We start from the raw sequence: 18,156 nt of genomic DNA on the forward strand, positions 1-18,156 counted from the left end.
TCGCGGCGTGCTGCTGCGGGGCTCATCCGACCAGGCGGGCCTGGAGCGGTGGCAGAAGACCCCGTTCAGCAAATGAAACCGGACGCCCCTCGCCGACCACGAAGTGGTCCAGCAGGCGGATGTCGACCAGTGCCAGGGCCCGTTGCAGTTCCTCGGTGATCTGCGCGTCGGCGGCCGAGGGTTCCGGGTCGCCAGAGGGATGGTTATGGCTGAGGATGACCGCGGCGGCGTTGTGCAGCAGGGCTCTGCGCACCACTTCACGGGGGTAGACCGGGGCCGCGTTGATGGTGCCGGCGAACAGTTCCTCGCAGGCGATCAGGCGGTGGCGGTTGTCCAGGAACAGGACCACGAACAGTTCCCGTGCCTGCCCACGCAGACGGTGCTGCAGGTAACGGCCGACGGCGGCAGGGTTGTTGCCGACCGCTTCGCCCTGCTGCAGTTCAGCGGCCAGGTAGCGGTGGGCCAGCTCCAGCCCTGCGGCCAGCGTGCAGCTGCGAGCCGGCCCCAACCCGGGGAGTTTCGATAGTTCGCGGGCGGAGCGGTCCAGCAGCACCCGCAACGGGCCGTGGGCGAGCAACAGGTCGCGCGCGGTCTGTACGGCGTCCCGGCCGCCAATGCCGGAACCCAGGAACAGGGCCAGCAGTTCGGCGTCGGACAATGCCGTGGGACCCCGGGCCAGCAGCTTCTCGCGGGGGCGCTCTTCTTCGGGCCATTCATGGATGGGCATGGCACCCATCATGGCGATCATCGCCGACCGCTCCCATAAGCCCTTGCCGCACCTGGGGGTCGGCCAAGCCCTCAGTCGCGCCGGGTCTGCAGGTAGTCGTAGAGTTCCTGGTTGGTCTGCAGGCCCAGCTTGCGCATGGCTTCGGCCTTCTGCCGGCTGATCGTCTTCGGGCTGCGCCCGCTGCGGTCGGCGATAGCATTGATGTTCAGGCCGTCGGTCAGCAGCTGCAGCACTTCCAGTTCGCGTGTCGACAATGCGGCCGGTGGGTGGGGAAACAGCAGATCGCGGGCCTGCAGGTGGCGCCGCAGCTGGTCGGAAACGAACACCTGCCCGGCCATGGCGGCATGCAGGGCCTGCGGTAGTTCGGCGAAGTCGGCGCTCTTGTCGACAAGGCCGTGTACGCCATCGCGCAGCAGGCCATCGAGCAACCCCGGGTGCCTGGCCCCGGTCAGCACTACCACGGGAAGGTCGGGATGGCGTTGGCGCAGCTCGGCCAGCAGTTCAGGGCCGTCCGGGCCGGGGCCGGGCATGGACAGGTCGGTGAGTACGGCATGGCAGGGCTGCTGGACCAGCAGCTGCAGCAGTCCGGCACCGTCGGCAGCGGCACCGGCCACGTCCATCTGGTGACGCTCAAGCACGATTCGGATGCCGTGCAGGACGACCGGATGGTCGTCGGCAATGATGATGCGCGGTTGCACGGGGAACTCCTGGGAAATCGAACGGCACACCTCGGTGGCCAGCAATGATTCTGCAAAGCGGGGACGCGAAGAGGTATAGGAAAGTTCCGAATCGGCGCGCAGCAAACCCGGAAAACTCCATCGGCCCCCGCCCATGTGCTGATAGCCGCCCGCTATGTGCCGCGTGCACCGGGAGGTTGCTGGCCTTCGGGTAAGCTAACGCCCTCGTTTGCACAGGAATTCCAGGTGGCTGATTCTCCCAACGCTTCCCCGACGCGGACCCGCGCGCTGGAAGGCCAGAAACTGCTCTTGTGTGTCGGTGGCGGGATCGCGGCCTACAAGGCCCTGGAACTGGTTCGACGCCTGCGTGATGCCGGTGCGCTGGTGCAGGTGGCGATGACGGCCGGCGCCCAGCAGTTCGTCACCCCACTCAGCTTCCAGGCCCTTTCCGGCCAGCCGACCCGCACTACCTTGTGGGACAGCGCCGCCGAACAGGCCATGGGCCACATTGAACTGGCACGCTGGGCCGATCGCATCGTGATCGCGCCAGGCACCGCCGACCTGCTGGCCCGCCTGGCCCAGGGCCACGCCGACGACCTGGTCAGCACCTTGTGCCTGGCCAGCACCGCACCACTGACCGTGTGCCCGGCGATGAACCATCGGATGTGGCTGCATCCGGCCACCCAGGCCAATATCGCCCTGCTGCGCCAGCGCGGCGCGCAGGTGATCGGTCCGGTCGATGGGCCGCTGGCCGAAGGCGAATCCGGCCCCGGTCGTTTGGCCGAGCCGGCCGACATCGTCGCCGCCCTGGCCGCCAACGGCGCTGCCGCTGCCGCAGCGCCGGAAACGCGCGCCCTGCAGGGCCTGCGCCTGCTGATCAGCGCCGGCCCGACCTATGAAGACATCGATCCGGTGCGTTACGTGGGCAACCGCAGCAGCGGCAAGATGGGCTACGCGCTGGCCGCCGCTGCCGCCGGGCTCGGTGCCCAGGTGGTGCTGGTCAGCGGCCCGGTGCAGCTGCCGACGCCGCCCGGCGTGCAGCGCATCGATGTGCGCTCTGCCGCGCAGATGCGCGAGGCGGTACTGGATGCGCTGCCGGCCGACATCTACATCGGTGCTGCCGCCGTTTCCGACTACACCCCGCGCCAGGTGGCCGCGCAGAAGCTGAAGAAGACCGCCGACAGCCAGTCGCTGGTGATCGAGCTGGTGCGCACTCCGGACATCCTGGCCGAGGTTGCCGCGCAGACGCAGTCGTTGAAGCTGGTGGTCGGCTTTGCCGCCGAGACCCACGATGTGGAGAAATATGCGCGCGGCAAGCTGGTCGACAAGCGCCTGGACCTGGTGATCGCCAACCAGGTGGGCATCAGCGGCGGTGGTTTCGAAAGCGACAACAATGCCGCCACGGCCTTCTGGCAGGATGGCGAACAGGTATTCCCGGCTACTTCCAAGCGTGAGCTGGCCGAACAACTGCTGGCGCTGATCGCGCGGAGGCTTCAGGCATGACCCAGGCAAGCAACACCCACGGACTCTCCCCGCAACCGTTGCAGGTAAAGCTGCTCGACCCGCGCTTCGGCGACAGCTGGCCGCTGCCGGCCTATGCCACCGAAGCCAGCGCCGGCATGGACCTGCGCGCGGCGCTGGAAACCGCGCTGACCCTGCAGCCGGGCGATACCGCACTGGTTCCCAGCGGCCTGGCCATCCATATCGCCGATCCTCATCTGTGCGCAGTGATCCTGCCGCGTTCGGGCCTGGGCCATCGCCATGGCATCGTGCTCGGCAACGGCACGGGCCTGATCGACGCCGACTACCAGGGGCCGTTGCTGATCAGTGTCTGGAACCGTGGCCGCGAGGCCTTCACCATCGAGCCGGGCGATCGCATCGCCCAGTTGGTGATCGTGCCGATTGCCCGCGTGAGCCTGCAGGTGGTGGATACTTTCACCGACAGCGTGCGGGGAACGGGTGGATTCGGCCATACCGGGGTGCGTTGACAGGGGACATCGATGAGCGGCATCGGGGAAGCACAGCGGGGAAAGACGTTGGGACGCAGCGCGCCATTGCTGGGCGTGCTGCTGGTACTGCTGGCCGCCTGGTTCGGCTGGAGCGCGGTACAGCAGTGGCGGCAGGCCGCCAGCGGGGACGCGCTGGAACAGGCCCGCGACCAGGCCGTGCAAGGGCTGCAGCAGGCGGCCTCCGGCCAGTTGCAGCAGCTGCAGCAGCAGTTGAAGGGCGACCGCGTGCAGCAGGCGCTGCAGGCCGGTGATGCCGCCGGCGCCGCGCTGGCGCTGCGGGAAAGCTGGACCGGCGTCGAGCAGGTGGAGGTGCTGGGCGCTGACCTGGCCGCAGGCTATGCCGATGCGGCCACCTTTGGATTCGCCCGCCTGGCCCTGCTGGAATCGGCGCTGGCCGAAGGCAAGGCAACCCTGCGCGTGGTCCGCGATGGCGGCGGCAACCGCCTGGGTCTGGCCGCGCCGGTACAACTGGCCGGTGTCGGGCCGGCGGTGGTGTATGTCCGCCAGCCGCTGCTGCGGTTGACCGCGCCGCTGGATCAGGTGAGCGCCCCCGGCAATGGCTTCCTGGCGCTGCGCCAGGGAGCACACAACATCGTGGTGCAGGGCGATACCGGCCTGTCCGAGAGCGCCGAAGCAATGGCGCGCCCGGTGGCGGGAACGCCGTTGCGGCTGGCCGCCGGGGTGCCCAATGTGGAACCCGGCCCGCTGGGGCTGGGAGCCCTGGCCAGCGCGATTGTCGCCCTGCTGCTGGGCTTCATCGCGGTACTGCTGGTGGTAGGTCGTGGCCGGCTGCCGAAGTCGCTGCCGCTGCCCAGCCGGCGCAGCGCGGTGGCCGACGCCGATCATGGCCCGACCCTGCGTGAAAGCCTGCAGATGGTCCCGCCCGCGGTGCCCGGCGAGACGGTGGCCGAGGCTGCGCCACCTCCGCCGCCACCGGTTCCGGCCGACGAGCTGGCTGCAGGCATCTTCCGCGCCTACGACATCCGCGGCGTCGTGGGCAGCCAGCTGACGGCGCGCACCGCCGCGCTGATCGGCCAGGCCATCGGCACCGTCGCCCTTGAGCAGGGCCTGCGCGAGGTGGTGATCGGTCGCGATGGGCGCTTGTCCGGTCCCGAACTGTCGGCCGGTCTTGCCGAAGGCCTGCGGCGCGCCGGCTGTGCGGTCATCGATATCGGCCTGGCGCCGACCCCGGTGGTGTATTTCGCCGCCTTCCATCTGCGCACCGGTACCTGCGTAGCGGTCACCGGCAGCCACAATCCGCCGGACTACAACGGTTTCAAGATCGTCATCGGTGGTGAGACCCTGTCCGGCGATGCGATCACCGACCTTTACCAGCGCATTGTCGAAGGCCGTCTGGTGCAGGCTGCGGAGCCGGGAGATTACCAGCAGCGCGAGGTCGCCGCCGATTACATCCAGCGTATTGCCGATGACGTGCAGCTGGACCGCCCACTGAAAGTGGTGGCCGACGCGGGCAACGGCGTGGCCGGTGCCTTCGCCCCGCAGCTGCTGGAAGCGATCGGCGCAGAAGTCATCCCGTTGTACTGCGATGTCGACGGCACCTTCCCCAACCATCACCCCGATCCCAGCGAGCCGGCCAACCTGGAAGACCTGGTGCAGACGGTCAAGCGCTTTGGCGCCGACCTCGGCGTGGCGTTCGATGGTGATGGCGATCGCCTTGGCGTGGTCACCAGTGAAGGCAAGATCATCTACGCCGACCGTCTGCTGATGCTGTTCGCCGCCGACGTGCTGATGCGCAACCCGGGCGCGATGGTGATCTACGACGTGAAGTGCACCGGCAGGTTGTCCGATCACGTGCTGCGCAACGGCGGCAGCCCGTTGATGTGGAAGACCGGGCACTCGCTGATGAAAGCGAAGATGCGCGAGACCGACGCCGAACTGGCGGGCGAGATGAGCGGCCACTTCTTCTTCAAGGAACGCTGGTTCGGCTTTGACGATGGCCTGTACGCCGCTGCACGCCTGCTGGAGATCCTCGCCCAGCGCGAGGAAACGCCGGACGAAGTGCTGGCCGAACTGCCGGAAATGGTGGCGACGCCGGAGCTGAAGGTGCCGGTGGCCGAGGGAACCCCGCATGCGTTGGTGGCGATGCTGGTGGCCGCTGCGCAGTCGCCGGACAACCCGTATGTCGGCGGCCGCCTGTCGACCATCGACGGCCTGCGGGTGGACTTCGCCGACGGCTGGGGCCTGGTTCGCGCCTCCAACACCACGCCGGTGCTGGTGCTGCGTTTCGAAGGCAACGACGAAGCAGCACTGGAGCGTATCCAGGCGCTGTTCCGCAGCCAGCTGCAGCCGGTGCTGGGCGACACCCCGCTGGGGTTCTGAGGTGGCGCCGGGCTGCGCCCGGCACCCGCGGTAGTGCCGGCCGCTGGCCGGCAACCTCAACAGCAACCGCGGGCACTCCGTGGGTTGGTGGAGCGGTGTCGGAGTGCGGGGACGCCGCAAGTACGTCCTTGAGGCTTGGCAGCCGCATCCATGCGGCTGACACCCCGCACTCCGACACCGCCCCACCTCTGACAATTTCCCGGTGCTGTTGGTGGGTGTCGACCTTGGTCGACACAGTAGATCCACGCCAAGCGTGGATGCTCTTCGATGGATGTCCATCCACGCATGGCGTGGATCTACTTGGCTGGTGGGTGCCGACCGTGGGTCGGCACGCCTCACCCCTTGAACCGCAGCCCCACGCCCGGTTCGGTGAACAGGTAGCGCGAATCCAGCGCCGAGTCGCCCAGCTTGTGCCGCAGCTTGCCGACCAGGATGCGCAGGTAGTGGGTGTCGTGCTGGTGGGTGGGTCCCCAGATTTCCTGCAGGATCTGTGGCTGGGTGACCACCCGCCCGGCATTGCGCAGCAGCAGCGACAGCAATGCGTACTCCTTGCGGGTCAATGCCACCAGCTCGCCATCGATCGCCACTTCACGGCGCACCAGGTCCACGTGCAGGTGGCCATCGTCGAACACCGGCGGCGTGCCATCGGTCGGCACGCTGCGTGTGCGCAGCAGCGCCCGCACCCGCGCCATCAGTTCCTGGGTGCCGAAGGGCTTGGTCACATAGTCGTTGGCGCCGTTGTCCAGTGCACGCACTTTCTCGGTTTCGCCGGCACGCACGGTCAGCATGATCACCGGCACCTGGCTCCATTGCCGCAGCTGCTCCAGTACCTCGTGGCCTTCCATGTCCGGCAGGCCGATGTCCAGGATCACCAGGTCCATGTCCTCGCTGGCAGCCATCTGCAGGCCTTCCTGGCCGGTCGCGGCCTGGCGCACCTGGTAGCCCTGCGCGCGCAGGCTGATGTCCAGGAACCGGCGGATCTGGGTTTCATCGTCGATCACCAGCACGCGCGGGGCCGGCGCGCTGGCATCAGTCGGGGTCGGACTCATCGTGGGAGGCTGGCTTGAGCAGGGGCAGGCTAATGCGGATCAGGGTACCGCGACCGTCGCGCCCGGGCAGCGCCTGCACGCTGCCGCCGTGTGCGCCGATCATGCCTTGGCAGATGGTCAGGCCCAGGCCGGTGCCGTGGCGGCCGCGGTCGCCGCGTTCGACGCTGTAGAACATGTCGAAGATGCGCGCGCGCTCGTCGTCGGGAATGCCGGGGCCGGCATCGATCACGTCGATGCGCAGCTGACCGTCCAGTTCGCGCGCCAGCACCTGCACGGCGGCATCGGCTGGCGAGAACTTGGCAGCGTTCTCCATCACGTTGAACACCGCCTGTTCCACCAGTGCCGGATGCACCCATATCGGTGCCAGCGTTGCCGGAATATCCAGCTCCAGCCGCACCTTCGGCTGGTAGCGCTGCAGGCGTCGGGCGGCCGAACCGATCAGCTCGTCCACGCCTATCCAGTCGCGGTTGATCTTCAGGCCCTCGTGGCCCAACCGGGTCATGTCCAGCAGGTTCTGGATGTAGCGGTCCAGGCGCTCGCCTTCGACCAGGATGGTGTCCAGCAACGCGCGGCGGTCGGCCAGATCCATCGCCGTACCGTAGCTGGCCAGGCTGTCGGCCGAGCCGATCATCGCTGCCAGCGGCGAACGCAGGTCGTGCGACACCGAAGAAAGCAGGGCAGAGCGCAGCCGCTCGGTCTCGTTGCTCACATGCGCCTGTTCCAGCTCGGCCACCAGGCGCGTGCGCAACGCGGCCTGGGCGATGTCGTCGACCATCGCTTCGGCCAGCTGGCGCTGTTCGGGCAGCAGCCGCGCCTGCGCACCCGGCAGGTACAGGCCAGCGACGCCGATCGCGCGGTCTTCGCCGTCCAGCAGCGGCAGGAACCACCATTGCGCGCCGGCCAGGGTATCGGTGAAGCGGCCACTGGGCTGGCCATGGCGCAGGGCCCAGTCGGCCGCCGCCAGATCGGTATCACCGGGCAGGCTGCGGCCACCGGCGGCGGTATCGGCGCCGATCCGCAGCCAGGCCGGTACGTCCATGGCCTGTTCCAGCGCATGCCGGCCGGCCTGTGCCACTTCACCATTGCCGGCCGCGCTGGCCAGCTGCCGGCCCAGCTGCTGGCGTGCGCGTGCATGGCGGTTGGCCGCGCGCAATGCGATCACCTGCATGCGCAGGCGCGACGCCAGGCGTCCGGCCACCAGCGCCGCCGCCAGGAACAGGAACACGGTGATCACGCCCTGCCGCGCGCCGATGGCGAAGGTGAAGCGCGGCGCGATGAACAGGAAGTTGTAAGCGAGGAAACACAGGATCGCCGCCATCACCGCGACGCTGGCGCGGGTACGTGCAGCCACCAGCACCACCGCCACGATGAACACCATCGACAGATCGGCCATGCCCACCCAGCGTTCGACCAGCCACGCCACCGCGCAGGCAAGGGCGGTGGCGATCAGGGCCTGCAACGGCTCGTGGCTGACCCCGCGCATCGGTGGCAACAGCCCCTCTCGACGGGAACGCGCACGCGCCTGCGGCGTGCTGATGATGGTGATCTCGTAGTGCGCGCCGCGCTGGATCAGCTGCTGGGTCAGGGTGCGGTTGAACATCCGCGCCAGCGGCCGTTCGCGGGTACGCCCCAGCACCAGCGTCGATACGCCGTTGTGCGCGGCGTGGTCGAGCAATGCATCGGCGATGCTTGAACCATGCAGCAGCTCGGCTTCGCCGCCGAGGCGGCGGGCCAGCGCGAACGCAGCATCGATCTCGCGCCGGGTCGCTTCGTCCTGGCGGCGCCCCTGCACCGTCACCACCGTCCACGGTGCATCGCGGCGTTCGGCGATGCGCCGTGCCACCCGCACCAGGTATTCGCTCTGGCCACCGCCGTCGATCGCCACCAGCACGCCACGCCGCAACGGCAGATTGTTCTCGCCGCGCGCGGCGCGGGCTTCGCGCAGGCTGCTGTCGACACGGTCGGCGGCCTCCTGCATCGCCAGCTCGCGCAATGCGGTCAGGTTGGCCGGCGAGAAGAACGCCTGCAGGGCCTGCGCGGCCTGCTCGGGCACGTACACCTTGCCCTGCTGCAGGCGCGCGATCAGTTCGCGCGGCGGCAGGTCGACCAGCACGATGTCATGCAGGCGGTCGAGCACGCCATCGGGCACGGTCTCGCTGACACGCACGCCGGTGATGCGCATCACCACATCGTTGAGGCTTTCCAGATGCTGGATGTTGACCGTGGTCCAGACGTCGATGCCGGCGTCCAGCAGTTCCATCACGTCCTGCCAGCGCCGTTCGTGGCGGCTGCCCGGCGCATTGCGATGGGCCAGCTCGTCCACCAGCACCAGCGCGGGTTTCCTCGCCAGAACGGCGTCCAGGTCCATCTCCTGCAGGTCGTGGCCATGGTAGGCCACGTCCTTCAGCGGCAGCCGCGGCAGGCCTTCCAGCAGGGCCTGGGTATCGGCACGGCCGTGGGTCTCCACCAGCCCGACCACCAGGTCCACGCCACGGCGCAGCTGTTCCTGCGCGCGGGTCAGCATGGCGTAGGTCTTGCCGACGCCGGGCGCAGCGCCCAGGAACACGGTGAGCTTGCCACCGGCTTCGCGTTGCAGTCCTTCCACCAGGGCGTTGGCCTGGCGGGTCCGCAGATCAGTCATGGGAGCCGCTGTCATGGCCGCCATTGTGCGCGCAGCGGGTGCAGCCCTGCATCACGGCGCGCGTGCCGCGTGGTCCAGTGCGAAGTTCAGCGTCACCACGTTCACCCGTGGCTGGCCGAATACGCCCCATTGCCGGCCCTGCGTGTTGGCCTTCACCAGTGCCTGCACCTGCTCGACGGGTAGGCCACGCGCACGCGCCACCCGGGCCACCTGCAGCTGCGCTGCCGCCGGCGACAACTGCGGATCCAGCCCGCCGCCGGACTGGGTGACCAGATCGGCAGGCACCTGCGCGGGCGTTACGCCTTCGCGCGCGGCCACTGCTGCGGTGCTCGCCGCCACACGCTCGGCCAGCGCCGGGTTGCTGCGGGCCAGGTTGGAGCCAGCCGCCGCCATCGGGTCGTAGTTGGCGGCCGACGGTCGCGCCTGGAAGTAGCCATCGCCGGTGAACGGCTGCGACAGCCATGCCGACGCACGCACCTGGCCGCTGCCATCGCGCAGCAGGCTGCCTTCGGCCTGCGCCGGGAAGGACAGGCCGGCAAAACCGGTGGCGATGCCGGCGTAGACCGCACCGGCCAGCAGCAGGGTGGCCACACCCAGGCCGATGGCCGGGCGCCAGCTGGCGCCATCCTGCAGCGTGGCCACGCGCGCCTCGCGCTTCAGCTCGCGGGAAAGGGAAGGGGAGTCAGAACGGTTCATGCGCCGAATACCAGGACAAGAAGGAGGTCGATCAACTTGATCGCCGCGAACGGCAGCAGCACGCCACCCAGGCCGTACACCAGCATGTTCCGGCGCAGCAGCGCCGTTGCGGTGGCCGGGCGGAAGCGCACACCGCGCAATGCCAGCGGGATCAGGGCGGGAATCACCAGGGCATTGAAGATCAGCGCCGCCAGCACCGCGTTGCGCGGGCTCGACAGCTGCATCACGTTCAGCGCGGCCATCGCAGGCACGGTGGCGGCAAACAACGCCGGCAGGATCGCGAAGTACTTGGACACATCGTTGGCCAGCGAGAACGTGGTCAGCGCGCCGCGGGTGATCAGCTGCTGCTTGCCCACCTCCACCACCGCCAGCAGCTTGGCCGGATCCGAATCCAGATCGACCATGTTGCCGGCTTCCTTGGCCGCCTGCGTGCCCGAATTCATCGCCAGGCCGATGTCGGCCTGGGCCAGCGCCGGCGCATCGTTGGTACCGTCGCCGACCATCGCCACCAAGCGGCCACCGGCCTGCTCGGCACGGATGCGGGCCAGCTTGTCCTCGGGCCGTGCCTCGGCGATGTAGTCATCCACGCCGGCTTCGGCGGCGATCGCAGCAGCCGTCAGCGGGTTGTCACCGGTGATCATCACCGTGCGGATGCCCATCGCCCGCAGCTGTGCGAACTTCTCGCGCATGCCGTGCTTGACCACGTCCGACAGCTCGATCACGCCCAGCACATGGCGACCCTCGGCCACTACCAGCGGCGTGGCACCGTTGCGCGCGACCTGGTCCACGCGCCCGGCCAGTTCGGCCGGTACGGTGCCGCCGAGCGCCTGCACATGGGCGCGGATCGCATCGGCAGCGCCCTTGCGGATCTGCCGGCCGTGCATCAGGTCGACACCGGACATGCGGGTCTGCGCACTGAAGGCCAGGTAGTCGGCCTGGTCCGGCTCGGCGGTGGTGCAGCCCTGTTCGCGGGCCAGGCGCACGATCGACTTGCCTTCCGGGGTCGGGTCGGCCAGCGATGACAGCAGCGCCGCATCACGCAGCTGGTCGGCGTCGATTCCGGCCAGTGCGTGGAAGTGGCTGGCCTGGCGGTCGCCGTAGGTGATGGTGCCGGTCTTGTCGAGCAGCAGCACGTCGACGTCACCGGCCACTTCCACCGCCTTGCCCGACTTGGCCAGCACGTTGGCCGCCAGCGCGCGGTTCATGCCGGCGATGCCGATGGCCGGCAGCAGGCCACCGATGGTGGTCGGGATCAGGCACACCAGCAGCGCGATCAGCAGCAGCGGATCCACCTTGACGCCCACCGACGCACCGATCGCCGGCAGCGTCGCCACCACCACCAGGAAGGTCAGCGTCATCGCCGCCAGCAGCAGGGTCAGCGCGATTTCATTCGGGGTCTTCTGACGGTTGGCGCCTTCCACCAGCGCGATCATGCGGTCCAGGAAGCTGTGTCCCGGCTCGGCAGTGATGCGTACGACGATCTGGTCGGACAGCACCTTGGTGCCGCCGATCACGCCGGAGCGATCAGTACCCGCCTCGCGCAGCACCGGTGCCGACTCGCCGGTCACCGCCGCTTCGTTGATGGTGGCCAGGCCCTGCACGATCTCGCCGTCGGCCGGCACCAGCTCGCCGGCACTGACGATCACATGATCACCGGGGCGCAGTTCCGCGGCGGGCACCTGGGTCTCGCTGGCACCGGCCTGCGCCGACGCCAGACGACGCGCCACCAGGTCCTGGCGGGCGCGGCGCAGCGAGGCGGCCTGGCCACGGCCACGTGCTTCGGCCACGGCCTCGGCGAAATTGCCGAACAGCACGGTGACCAGCAGGATCGCGGTCACCGCCAGGCCGAAGCCCAGTGGTGCATTGCCGGTCAGGGTGATGATCGCGGCGACGATCGTGCCGGCCATCACCACCGCCATCACCGGGCTGCGCACCAGATGCATCGGCGACAGCTTGCGTACGGCCTCGATGAGCGCGCGGCGCAGGCCGGCGGCATCGAGCAGGGCCGGGCGGGAAGCCACGGAAGAGGAACGGTTTGCGGTTGCGTGACTACTCATGGGGTGTCCTCAGTGCAGTCCCAGGCTCAGGTGGTCGGCGATCGGGCCGAGTACCAGCGCCGGCATGAACTGCAGCACGGTCAGGATGACGATCACCGAGACCAGGGTCAGGGCGAACGTCGGGGTTTCGATCTGCAGGCTGCCGGCCGATTCAGGGGCCTGCCGCTTGGCGGCCAGCTGCGCGGCCACCACCAGCGGGATGATCAGCAGCGGGAAGCGGCCCAGCAGCAGCACCAGCGAGCAGCTCAGGTTCCACCAGGGCGTGGCGTCACCCAGTCCCTCGAAGCCCGAGCCGTTGTTGGCGTAGGCCGAGACGTACTCGTAGAACACCTGGCTGATGCCATGGAAGCCGGGATTGGAGGTGCCCGCCAGACCCGGCACGGCCAGCGTGATCGCGGTGAACAGCAGCAGGGTGATCGGCTGCAGCAGCACCAGCAGTGCCAGCAGGCGCACCTGCGGCGTTTCCAGCTTGCGGCCGAACAGTTCCGGTGTACGGCCGGTCATCAGCCCGGCCAGGAACACACCCAGCAGCAGGTACACGATGAACTGCTGCAGGCCGCAGCCGATGCCGCCCCAGATCGCGCTGACCAGCATGTTGACCATCGCCAGGCCGCCAGACAGCGGGCTCAGCGAATCGTGCATGCCGTTGACCGAACCGTTGGAGACCTGGGTGGTCACCGCCGCCCACAGCGCGGTGCCATCGGCGCCGAAGCGTACTTCCTTGCCTTCCATCAGCAGCGGCGTGGCCGCGCTGGCGCTATGGCCCTCGCTCCATACCATCGCACCGGTGGACAGCAGCGACATGCCGAGCATGCAGCTGAACACCAGCGCGCCGAAACGACGGCGCCCGGTGAACGCGCCGATCATGAAGATCACCGCCATCGGCACCAGCAGGATGCCGATCACCTCCAGCATGTTCGACACCGGGGTCGGGTTCTCCAGCGGGAAGCTGCTGTTCGGGCCATACCAGCCGCCGCCGTTGGCGCCCAGCTGTTTGGCCGCGACCATCGCCGCAACCGGGCCCAGCGGCAGCTTCTGCTGCGCCATGCCGGCACTGGCATCGATCGGCGTGGCCTGGGGGCCACCGGCCATCGTGGAGGGCACGCCCTGGCTGGTCAGCAGCAGCGTCCATACCAGGCACAGCGGCAGCAGGAAGCGCACGCACAGGCGCACGACGTCGGCGTAGTAATTGCCCACCGCCACCTGGCGGTCATCGCCCGCGGCGGGCGCAGTAACCGATTTCGGCGCGCGCGAGAACAATGCACGCAACGTGGCCACGGCCAGCGCCAGGCCCATCATCGGCGTCACCACCTGCAGGCCGGTGATGCCGGTCATCTGCGAGAAGTAGGACAGCTGGGCCTGGCCGGAATAGTGCTGCTGGTTGGTGTTGGTCAGGAACGAGATCATCGTGTGCAGCGCCGTGTCCCAGCGCATGTTCGGGATCTGGTCCGGATTCAACGGCAACCACGCCTGGGTCATGAACACGGCCTGTGTCAGCACCGCGATCACCACGTTGCTGAGCACGAATGCCAGCACGTAGCCCCGCCAGGACATCGAACGTGAAGGATCAACGCCGAGCACCTTGTACAGCGGCTTTTCGATCCAGTGGAACAGCACGTCGACCTTCATCGGCGTGCCGCGCATCACCCGGGCGAGGTACAGGCCCAGGGGCCAGGCCAGCAGCAGGCTGGCGGCAAGAATGGCAAGAATTTCAGTCATGGCAGGCTCCGCTCAGAACGACTCGGGCCGCAGCACGACATAAAGAAGATAGGCGGCGGCAACCAGCACCAGCACGCCACACAGCAACGACAGCCAGGGGGACATGGAATTTGAGACCTGGTGGAACCCCTCCACCTCAGGCCGTCATCGTCGTCCCCGCCCCCATAAACGCACTACGCGCCGGACAGGGCCGACGCGTAAAGAGTGCATAAATTTCAGGGTCCAGGCCGTAACCCGGCAAGCGGTAGCGCCGGGCCATGCCGGGCGAGCAGCGCGCCGCTCAACCCGCCGGGGTCTGTGCCGGCACGTCCACCGGCGCCAATCCCTTCAGCTGCCGATAGCGCTGCAGGCTGCTTTCGATTTCGACCTTCAATGCCTGCTGCTGCTGTTCGAAACTGGCCAGCAGCCGTTGCTGCGACTGCAGCTGCGCATGGCGCTGGCCGATCGCCTGGGCCTGCTTGTCGGCTACCTTGGCGCCGGCCAGTTCGCGGTCGCCGGCGGCAGCAAGCAGGGCCACCAGCGATTCGCGCAGGCTGGCCACGTTGTACTGGGCGGTCTTGAGGTTGTTATCGAGCACCTCCTGGCGCTCGGCGAACACGCGCCGCAGCGCATTCTCATCACCGTAGGTGGTCAGCATCGCCTGTTCGGTACGCTGCCGGGTCTGCTCGGCCATCTGGTCCAGCTGGACCTGCGCCGCCGCCGTGCTGGCGGCAGCGCGTTCCTCATCGCTCAACGCGCGCTGCACCTGCGCGTTGCGCAGGCCGCTGTTGGCGCTGAACTCATCGCGGGCGTGGTTGACCGCATCGGCCGGCAGCGCGTCGCTGCAGATCCGCTCCTTGCCCTCGTTCCAGCAGTACAGCTTCTTGTCTGCGGCCTTGCCGCTGGACTGTGCCAGCAGCGTCTGCGGCATCACCAGCAGCAGGCTGGCGGCGACGATGGCAGGAACTCGGAACATGCGACCTTCCCCCTGGTGGTCAGCGCGTGGAACGGACGCCGTACTGGGCGCGATAGGCCTCCAGCGGCTGCCGGTAGCCCACAAGTTCCGGATTTCCGGACGCGAAATCAAGCAGGTCGGCCAGCGTCGCCACGGCGATCACCGGGATGCCGGCTTCTTCGGCCACGGCCTGTGCGGCGGAGCGATGGTCGCTGTCCGAGGCGATCTCCTGGCGGTCCAGGGCGACCACGATGCCGGCCGGAATACCGCCCGCAGCGCGGATGATCGCCAGCGCCTCGCGGATGGCGGTGCCGGCGGTGATTACGTCGTCGACGATCAGCACGCGCTTGCCGGTCATGTCGGCGCCGATCAACTGGCCGCCTTCACCATGGTCCTTCACTTCCTTGCGGTTGAACGACAGCGGCAGGTCGCGGCCACGCTGGGCCAGCTCGCAGGCCATTGCGGTGGCCAGCGGAATGCCCTTGTAGGCCGGGCCGAACACCACGTCGTACTTGATCCCGGTGGCGTCGATGGCGTCGGAATAGCACGCACCCAGCTGCGACAGCAGGGAACCGGAGTCGAAACGGCCGGCGTTGAAGAAATAGGGGCTCAGCCGGCCGGACTTGAGGGTGAACTGGCCGAAGCGCAGGGCGTCGGCGGTCAGGGCCAGCTGCAGGAAACGGTGACGGTGGTCGCTCATCAAAACTCGATTCATCTTCATTTGGAGCGCAAATCCTAATCCAGCTGGGCTTTCTGCGCTCGTCCGGCCCCTTCACGCAGGTATCGGCAGCTGCCCCCGCGGGCTGCTCAGCCCGGCAGGCAACCGGTATGCTTGCCCGGTTTCCCGCCGTAGGTTCTTCCGCATGCGCATCATCAGCTTCAACGCCAATGGCATCCGCTCGGCCGCCACCAAGGGCTTCCTCGACTGGTTCCGTGGCCAGGACGCCGACGTCCTCTGCATCCAGGAGACCAAGGCCCAGGAAGACCAGCTGACCGACCCGATGTTCCGCCCGGACGGCCACCATTGCTTCTACCGCGATGCCATCACCAAGAAGGGCTACAGCGGTGTGGCGATCTACAGCAAGCGCGAACCGGACCAGGTCATCACCTCGCTGGGCTGGGCCCCGTTCGACGACGAAGGCCGCTACATCGAGGCCCGCTTCGGCAACCTCAGCGTGGTCTCCTTCTATATCCCGTCCGGCAGTTCGGGCGACCTGCGCCAGGGCTTCAAGTTTGAAGTGATGGAGTGGCTGCGGCCGATCCTCGAGGAATGGGCGCGCAGCGGCCGCGACTACGTGCTGTGTGGCGACTGGAACATCGTCCGCTCGGCGCTGGACATCAAGAACTGGAAGTCCAACCAGAAGAACTCCGGCTGCCTGCCCGAGGAACGCGACTGGCTCAATGCCCTGTGTGCCGACCATGGCCAGGCCACCGATGTGGGCGCAGGTCGCGGCTGGGCCGATGCCTACCGCCTGCTCAACCCGACCGGCGAGGACTACACCTGGTGGAGCAACCGTGGCGCCGCCCGCGCCAACAACGTGGGTTGGCGCATCGACTACCAGTTCATCACCCCGGGCCTGCGTGACCGCCTGCGCAGCTGCTCGATCTACCGCGACCAGCGTTTCTCCGACCACGCGCCGTTCATCGTGGATTACGACCTGTGACCGAGGCTGCCAAGCCGGCCGGCTACAAGGGCTGGGCCGGCATCAAGCGTGCGTTCGGTACGCCCTCGGCGCTGACCATGGCCCTGCTGGGCTTCGGTAGTGGCCTGCCGTTCCTGCTGATCGCCTCGCAGACCCTGTCCACCCGTCTGCGCGATGTCGGCCTCGATCTGGGCAGCATCGGCCTGATCAGCCTGGCCAGCTTCTTCTACCTGCTCAAGTTCGTCTGGGCACCCCTGCTGGATCGCTACGCGTTTCCGTTGCTGGGGTTCCTCGGTCGCCGCCGCTCGTGGCTGCTGGTCTCGCAGATCCTGGTGCTGGTGGGCCTGGTGGCACTGGCGTTCGTGCGGCCAGAGCAGGGCGTGTGGCCGCTGGTGGCCTGGGTACTGGTGGCATCGTTTGCAGGTGCCACCCAGGATTCAGTGGTCGACGCCTACCGCATCGAGATCGCGCCGCAGACCGCGCAGGCCGCGTTGGCCGCCACGTACACGCTGGGCTATCGCATCGGCCTGATCCTGGCAGGTGCCGGCGCCTTGTACCTGGCACAGTTCGAAGGCTGGATCATTGCCTATCTGGCCATGGCCGGATTGATGATCCTGCCGATCATCACCACCCTGTTCTGCCGCGAACCGGAGCGCCCGGCCAACGCCGTGCAGCGCCGCATCGACATTGCCGAAGCGTTCGTACAGCCGATCACCAGCTTCTTCACCCGCAACGGCATGGCACTGGCGCTGGCGCTGCTGGCGTTCGTCGGGTTCTTCAAGTTTCCTGACCAGGTCATCGGCGTGATGGCCGGACCCTTCTATCTCGATTCGGGCTTCGACAAGGCCGACATCGCTACGGTCTCCAAGCTGTTCGGCGTGTGGATGGGTATTGGTGGGGCGTTCCTTGGCGGTATCGCCGTCGCCGCCTTCGGTTTCCGCCGGATGCTGCTTGTCGCGGCGCTGGGTGTGGCCCTGTCGAATCTGGCCTTCCTGCTGATGGCGCACAATCCGGGGCAACTGTGGGCGTTCTACGCCGCGCTCAGCGCCGACAACCTGTTCCAGGGCTTTGCCGGCACGGTGCTGGTGGCTTTCATGTCTTCGCTGACCGATCGCAACTTCACCGCAACCCAGTATGCCCTGCTGGTATCGCTGGCCAACCTGCCGGGCAAGTTCGTCGGCGGCGTTTCCGGTTACATCGTGGAGGCCACCTCGTACAGCACCTTCTTCATGCTCAGCGCCGTCACGGTGGTGCCCACCATGCTGCTGCTGGCCTGGCTGTGGCCACGCATCGTTGATCGTGGGCCGTCCCCCGCCGCCTGATTGCCTGTGTGCGCTTACTGCGGGATGATCGCCCCGACGCGCCGAGGGGGCGGTGCCTTGCGAACGGGGAAGTGAGCATGGCCGACGTAGTGCTGCGGGACCTGGACCCGCTGCTGCTGGAACGCATCAAACGGGTCTCGGTGGCCCGTGGCTGGACCCACGAACAGACCTGCGCGGTCCTGCTGGAGCAGGGCCTGTTCAGCAGTGAACTGGAGGTCCGCTCCGGCTTCGGCGATCCCGAAGTCGACGCGCTTTCCGACGCGATCGCCGCACTGCAGGCGCTGCCGGCCGGCCAGGGCTTCGATTGATCTGATGTCGGGTCGCCGGGGGGGGGGGAGATGG

At 68.0% G+C, this 18,156-nt stretch carries 16 protein-coding genes; 6 read left to right on the forward strand and 10 right to left on the reverse strand.

Annotation, left to right across the window (positions count from 1 at the left end; genetic code table 11):
- Positions 1-22 precede the first annotated feature (22 nt).
- Together radC and AC3WTC_RS05940 are read right to left on the reverse strand one after the other, a co-directional pair.
- The gene (gene radC, locus AC3WTC_RS05935) at positions 23-727 is read right to left on the reverse strand and encodes a RadC family protein (RefSeq protein ID WP_025878375.1); all 705 of its coding nucleotides are present in this window, start codon (positions 725-727) and stop codon (positions 23-25) included.
- Between the two features lie 71 nt (positions 728-798).
- Positions 799-1,425 (reverse strand): response regulator, encoded by a 627-nt coding sequence (locus AC3WTC_RS05940; protein ID WP_025878376.1) that lies wholly within the window; start codon positions 1,423-1,425, stop codon positions 799-801.
- A 225-nt stretch (positions 1,426-1,650) separates the two neighbouring features.
- Here AC3WTC_RS05940 and coaBC point away from each other — a divergent pair, with 225 nt between their 5' ends.
- The 3 genes from coaBC to AC3WTC_RS05955 are packed head-to-tail and all read left to right on the forward strand — an operon-like array spanning position 1,651 to position 5,753.
- Positions 1,651-2,907: a bifunctional phosphopantothenoylcysteine decarboxylase/phosphopantothenate--cysteine ligase CoaBC gene (coaBC, locus tag AC3WTC_RS05945; RefSeq protein ID WP_059064131.1), complete on the forward strand. Its 1,257-nt coding sequence runs from the start codon at positions 1,651-1,653 to the stop codon at positions 2,905-2,907.
- Positions 2,904-3,392, forward strand: a complete 489-nt coding sequence (gene dut / locus AC3WTC_RS05950) for a dUTP diphosphatase (RefSeq protein ID WP_025878378.1) — start codon at positions 2,904-2,906, stop codon at positions 3,390-3,392. Before coaBC ends, dut begins: the two co-directional genes overlap by 4 nt.
- A gap of 12 nt (positions 3,393-3,404) precedes the next feature.
- The gene (locus tag AC3WTC_RS05955) at positions 3,405-5,753 is read left to right on the forward strand and encodes a phosphomannomutase/phosphoglucomutase (protein ID WP_492710990.1); all 2,349 of its coding nucleotides are present in this window, start codon (positions 3,405-3,407) and stop codon (positions 5,751-5,753) included.
- 335 nt (positions 5,754-6,088) lie between these two features.
- On the opposite strand, the gene AC3WTC_RS05960 is transcribed toward AC3WTC_RS05955, so the two are convergent.
- From AC3WTC_RS05960 to pyrE, 8 genes are all read right to left on the reverse strand, one after another.
- Positions 6,089-6,802, reverse strand: a complete 714-nt coding sequence (locus tag AC3WTC_RS05960) for a response regulator transcription factor (protein WP_025879418.1) — start codon at positions 6,800-6,802, stop codon at positions 6,089-6,091.
- Positions 6,783-9,443, reverse strand: coding sequence for an ATP-binding protein (locus tag AC3WTC_RS05965; RefSeq protein WP_492710992.1), 2,661 nt, complete (start codon positions 9,441-9,443; stop codon positions 6,783-6,785). The genes AC3WTC_RS05960 and AC3WTC_RS05965 overlap by 20 nt, the downstream gene beginning before the upstream one ends.
- Positions 9,444-9,494: 51 nt before the next feature.
- Positions 9,495-10,139: a potassium-transporting ATPase subunit KdpC gene (gene kdpC, locus AC3WTC_RS05970; protein WP_025879420.1), complete on the reverse strand. Its 645-nt coding sequence runs from the start codon at positions 10,137-10,139 to the stop codon at positions 9,495-9,497.
- Entirely contained in the window at positions 10,136-12,196 is a 2,061-nt protein-coding gene (gene kdpB / locus AC3WTC_RS05975) for a potassium-transporting ATPase subunit KdpB (RefSeq protein ID WP_492710994.1), read from the reverse strand. The genes kdpC and kdpB overlap by 4 nt, the downstream gene beginning before the upstream one ends.
- Positions 12,197-12,205: 9 nt before the next feature.
- Positions 12,206-13,915 carry a potassium-transporting ATPase subunit KdpA gene (kdpA, locus tag AC3WTC_RS05980; protein ID WP_032977028.1) on the reverse strand — a complete coding sequence of 570 codons (1,710 nt, stop codon included), beginning with the start codon at positions 13,913-13,915 and terminating at the stop codon, positions 12,206-12,208.
- Positions 13,916-13,927: 12 nt separating this feature from the next.
- Entirely contained in the window at positions 13,928-14,020 is a 93-nt protein-coding gene (locus AC3WTC_RS05985) for a potassium-transporting ATPase subunit F (protein WP_005407770.1), read from the reverse strand.
- A gap of 175 nt (positions 14,021-14,195) precedes the next feature.
- Positions 14,196-14,870, reverse strand: coding sequence for a hypothetical protein (locus AC3WTC_RS05990; RefSeq protein WP_140227870.1), 675 nt, complete (start codon positions 14,868-14,870; stop codon positions 14,196-14,198).
- Positions 14,871-14,889: 19 nt separating this feature from the next.
- Entirely contained in the window at positions 14,890-15,549 is a 660-nt protein-coding gene (pyrE, locus tag AC3WTC_RS05995; RefSeq protein ID WP_025879424.1) for an orotate phosphoribosyltransferase, read from the reverse strand.
- Positions 15,550-15,712: 163 nt separating this feature from the next.
- On the opposite strand from pyrE, the gene AC3WTC_RS06000 reads away from it, so the two are divergent.
- From AC3WTC_RS06000 to AC3WTC_RS06010, 3 genes are all read left to right on the forward strand, one after another.
- Positions 15,713-16,513, forward strand: a complete 801-nt coding sequence (locus AC3WTC_RS06000) for an exodeoxyribonuclease III (protein WP_032977024.1) — start codon at positions 15,713-15,715, stop codon at positions 16,511-16,513.
- Positions 16,510-17,814 carry an AmpG family muropeptide MFS transporter gene (locus tag AC3WTC_RS06005; RefSeq protein ID WP_059064137.1) on the forward strand — a complete coding sequence of 435 codons (1,305 nt, stop codon included), beginning with the start codon at positions 16,510-16,512 and terminating at the stop codon, positions 17,812-17,814. Before AC3WTC_RS06000 ends, AC3WTC_RS06005 begins: the two co-directional genes overlap by 4 nt.
- Before the next feature lie 77 nt (positions 17,815-17,891).
- Positions 17,892-18,122, forward strand: a complete 231-nt coding sequence (locus tag AC3WTC_RS06010) for a hypothetical protein (protein WP_025879428.1) — start codon at positions 17,892-17,894, stop codon at positions 18,120-18,122.
- Positions 18,123-18,156 lie beyond the last annotated feature (34 nt).

The sequence above is a fragment of the Stenotrophomonas sp. FW305-C-20-S1 genome (genome assembly GCF_058783335.1).

Coding starts and splice junctions, on each gene's coding strand:
- AC3WTC_RS05955 (WP_492710990.1), top strand. CDS start 3,405: ATGAGCGGCATCGGGGAAGCACAGCGGGGAAAGACGTTGGGACGCAGC.
- dut (WP_025878378.1), top strand. CDS start 2,904: ATGACCCAGGCAAGCAACACCCACGGACTCTCCCCGCAACCGTTGCAG.
- AC3WTC_RS05960 (WP_025879418.1), bottom strand. CDS start 6,802: ATGAGTCCGACCCCGACTGATGCCAGCGCGCCGGCCCCGCGCGTGCTG.
- AC3WTC_RS05985 (WP_005407770.1), bottom strand. CDS start 14,020: ATGTCCCCCTGGCTGTCGTTGCTGTGTGGCGTGCTGGTGCTGGTTGCC.
- kdpA (WP_032977028.1), bottom strand. CDS start 13,915: ATGACTGAAATTCTTGCCATTCTTGCCGCCAGCCTGCTGCTGGCCTGG.
- AC3WTC_RS05990 (WP_140227870.1), bottom strand. CDS start 14,870: ATGTTCCGAGTTCCTGCCATCGTCGCCGCCAGCCTGCTGCTGGTGATG.
- radC (WP_025878375.1), bottom strand. CDS start 727: ATGCCCATCCATGAATGGCCCGAAGAAGAGCGCCCCCGCGAGAAGCTG.
- AC3WTC_RS06010 (WP_025879428.1), top strand. CDS start 17,892: ATGGCCGACGTAGTGCTGCGGGACCTGGACCCGCTGCTGCTGGAACGC.
- kdpC (WP_025879420.1), bottom strand. CDS start 10,139: ATGAACCGTTCTGACTCCCCTTCCCTTTCCCGCGAGCTGAAGCGCGAG.
- AC3WTC_RS05965 (WP_492710992.1), bottom strand. CDS start 9,443: ATGACTGATCTGCGGACCCGCCAGGCCAACGCCCTGGTGGAAGGACTG.
- kdpB (WP_492710994.1), bottom strand. CDS start 12,196: ATGAGTAGTCACGCAACCGCAAACCGTTCCTCTTCCGTGGCTTCCCGC.
- AC3WTC_RS06000 (WP_032977024.1), top strand. CDS start 15,713: ATGCGCATCATCAGCTTCAACGCCAATGGCATCCGCTCGGCCGCCACC.
- pyrE (WP_025879424.1), bottom strand. CDS start 15,549: ATGAGCGACCACCGTCACCGTTTCCTGCAGCTGGCCCTGACCGCCGAC.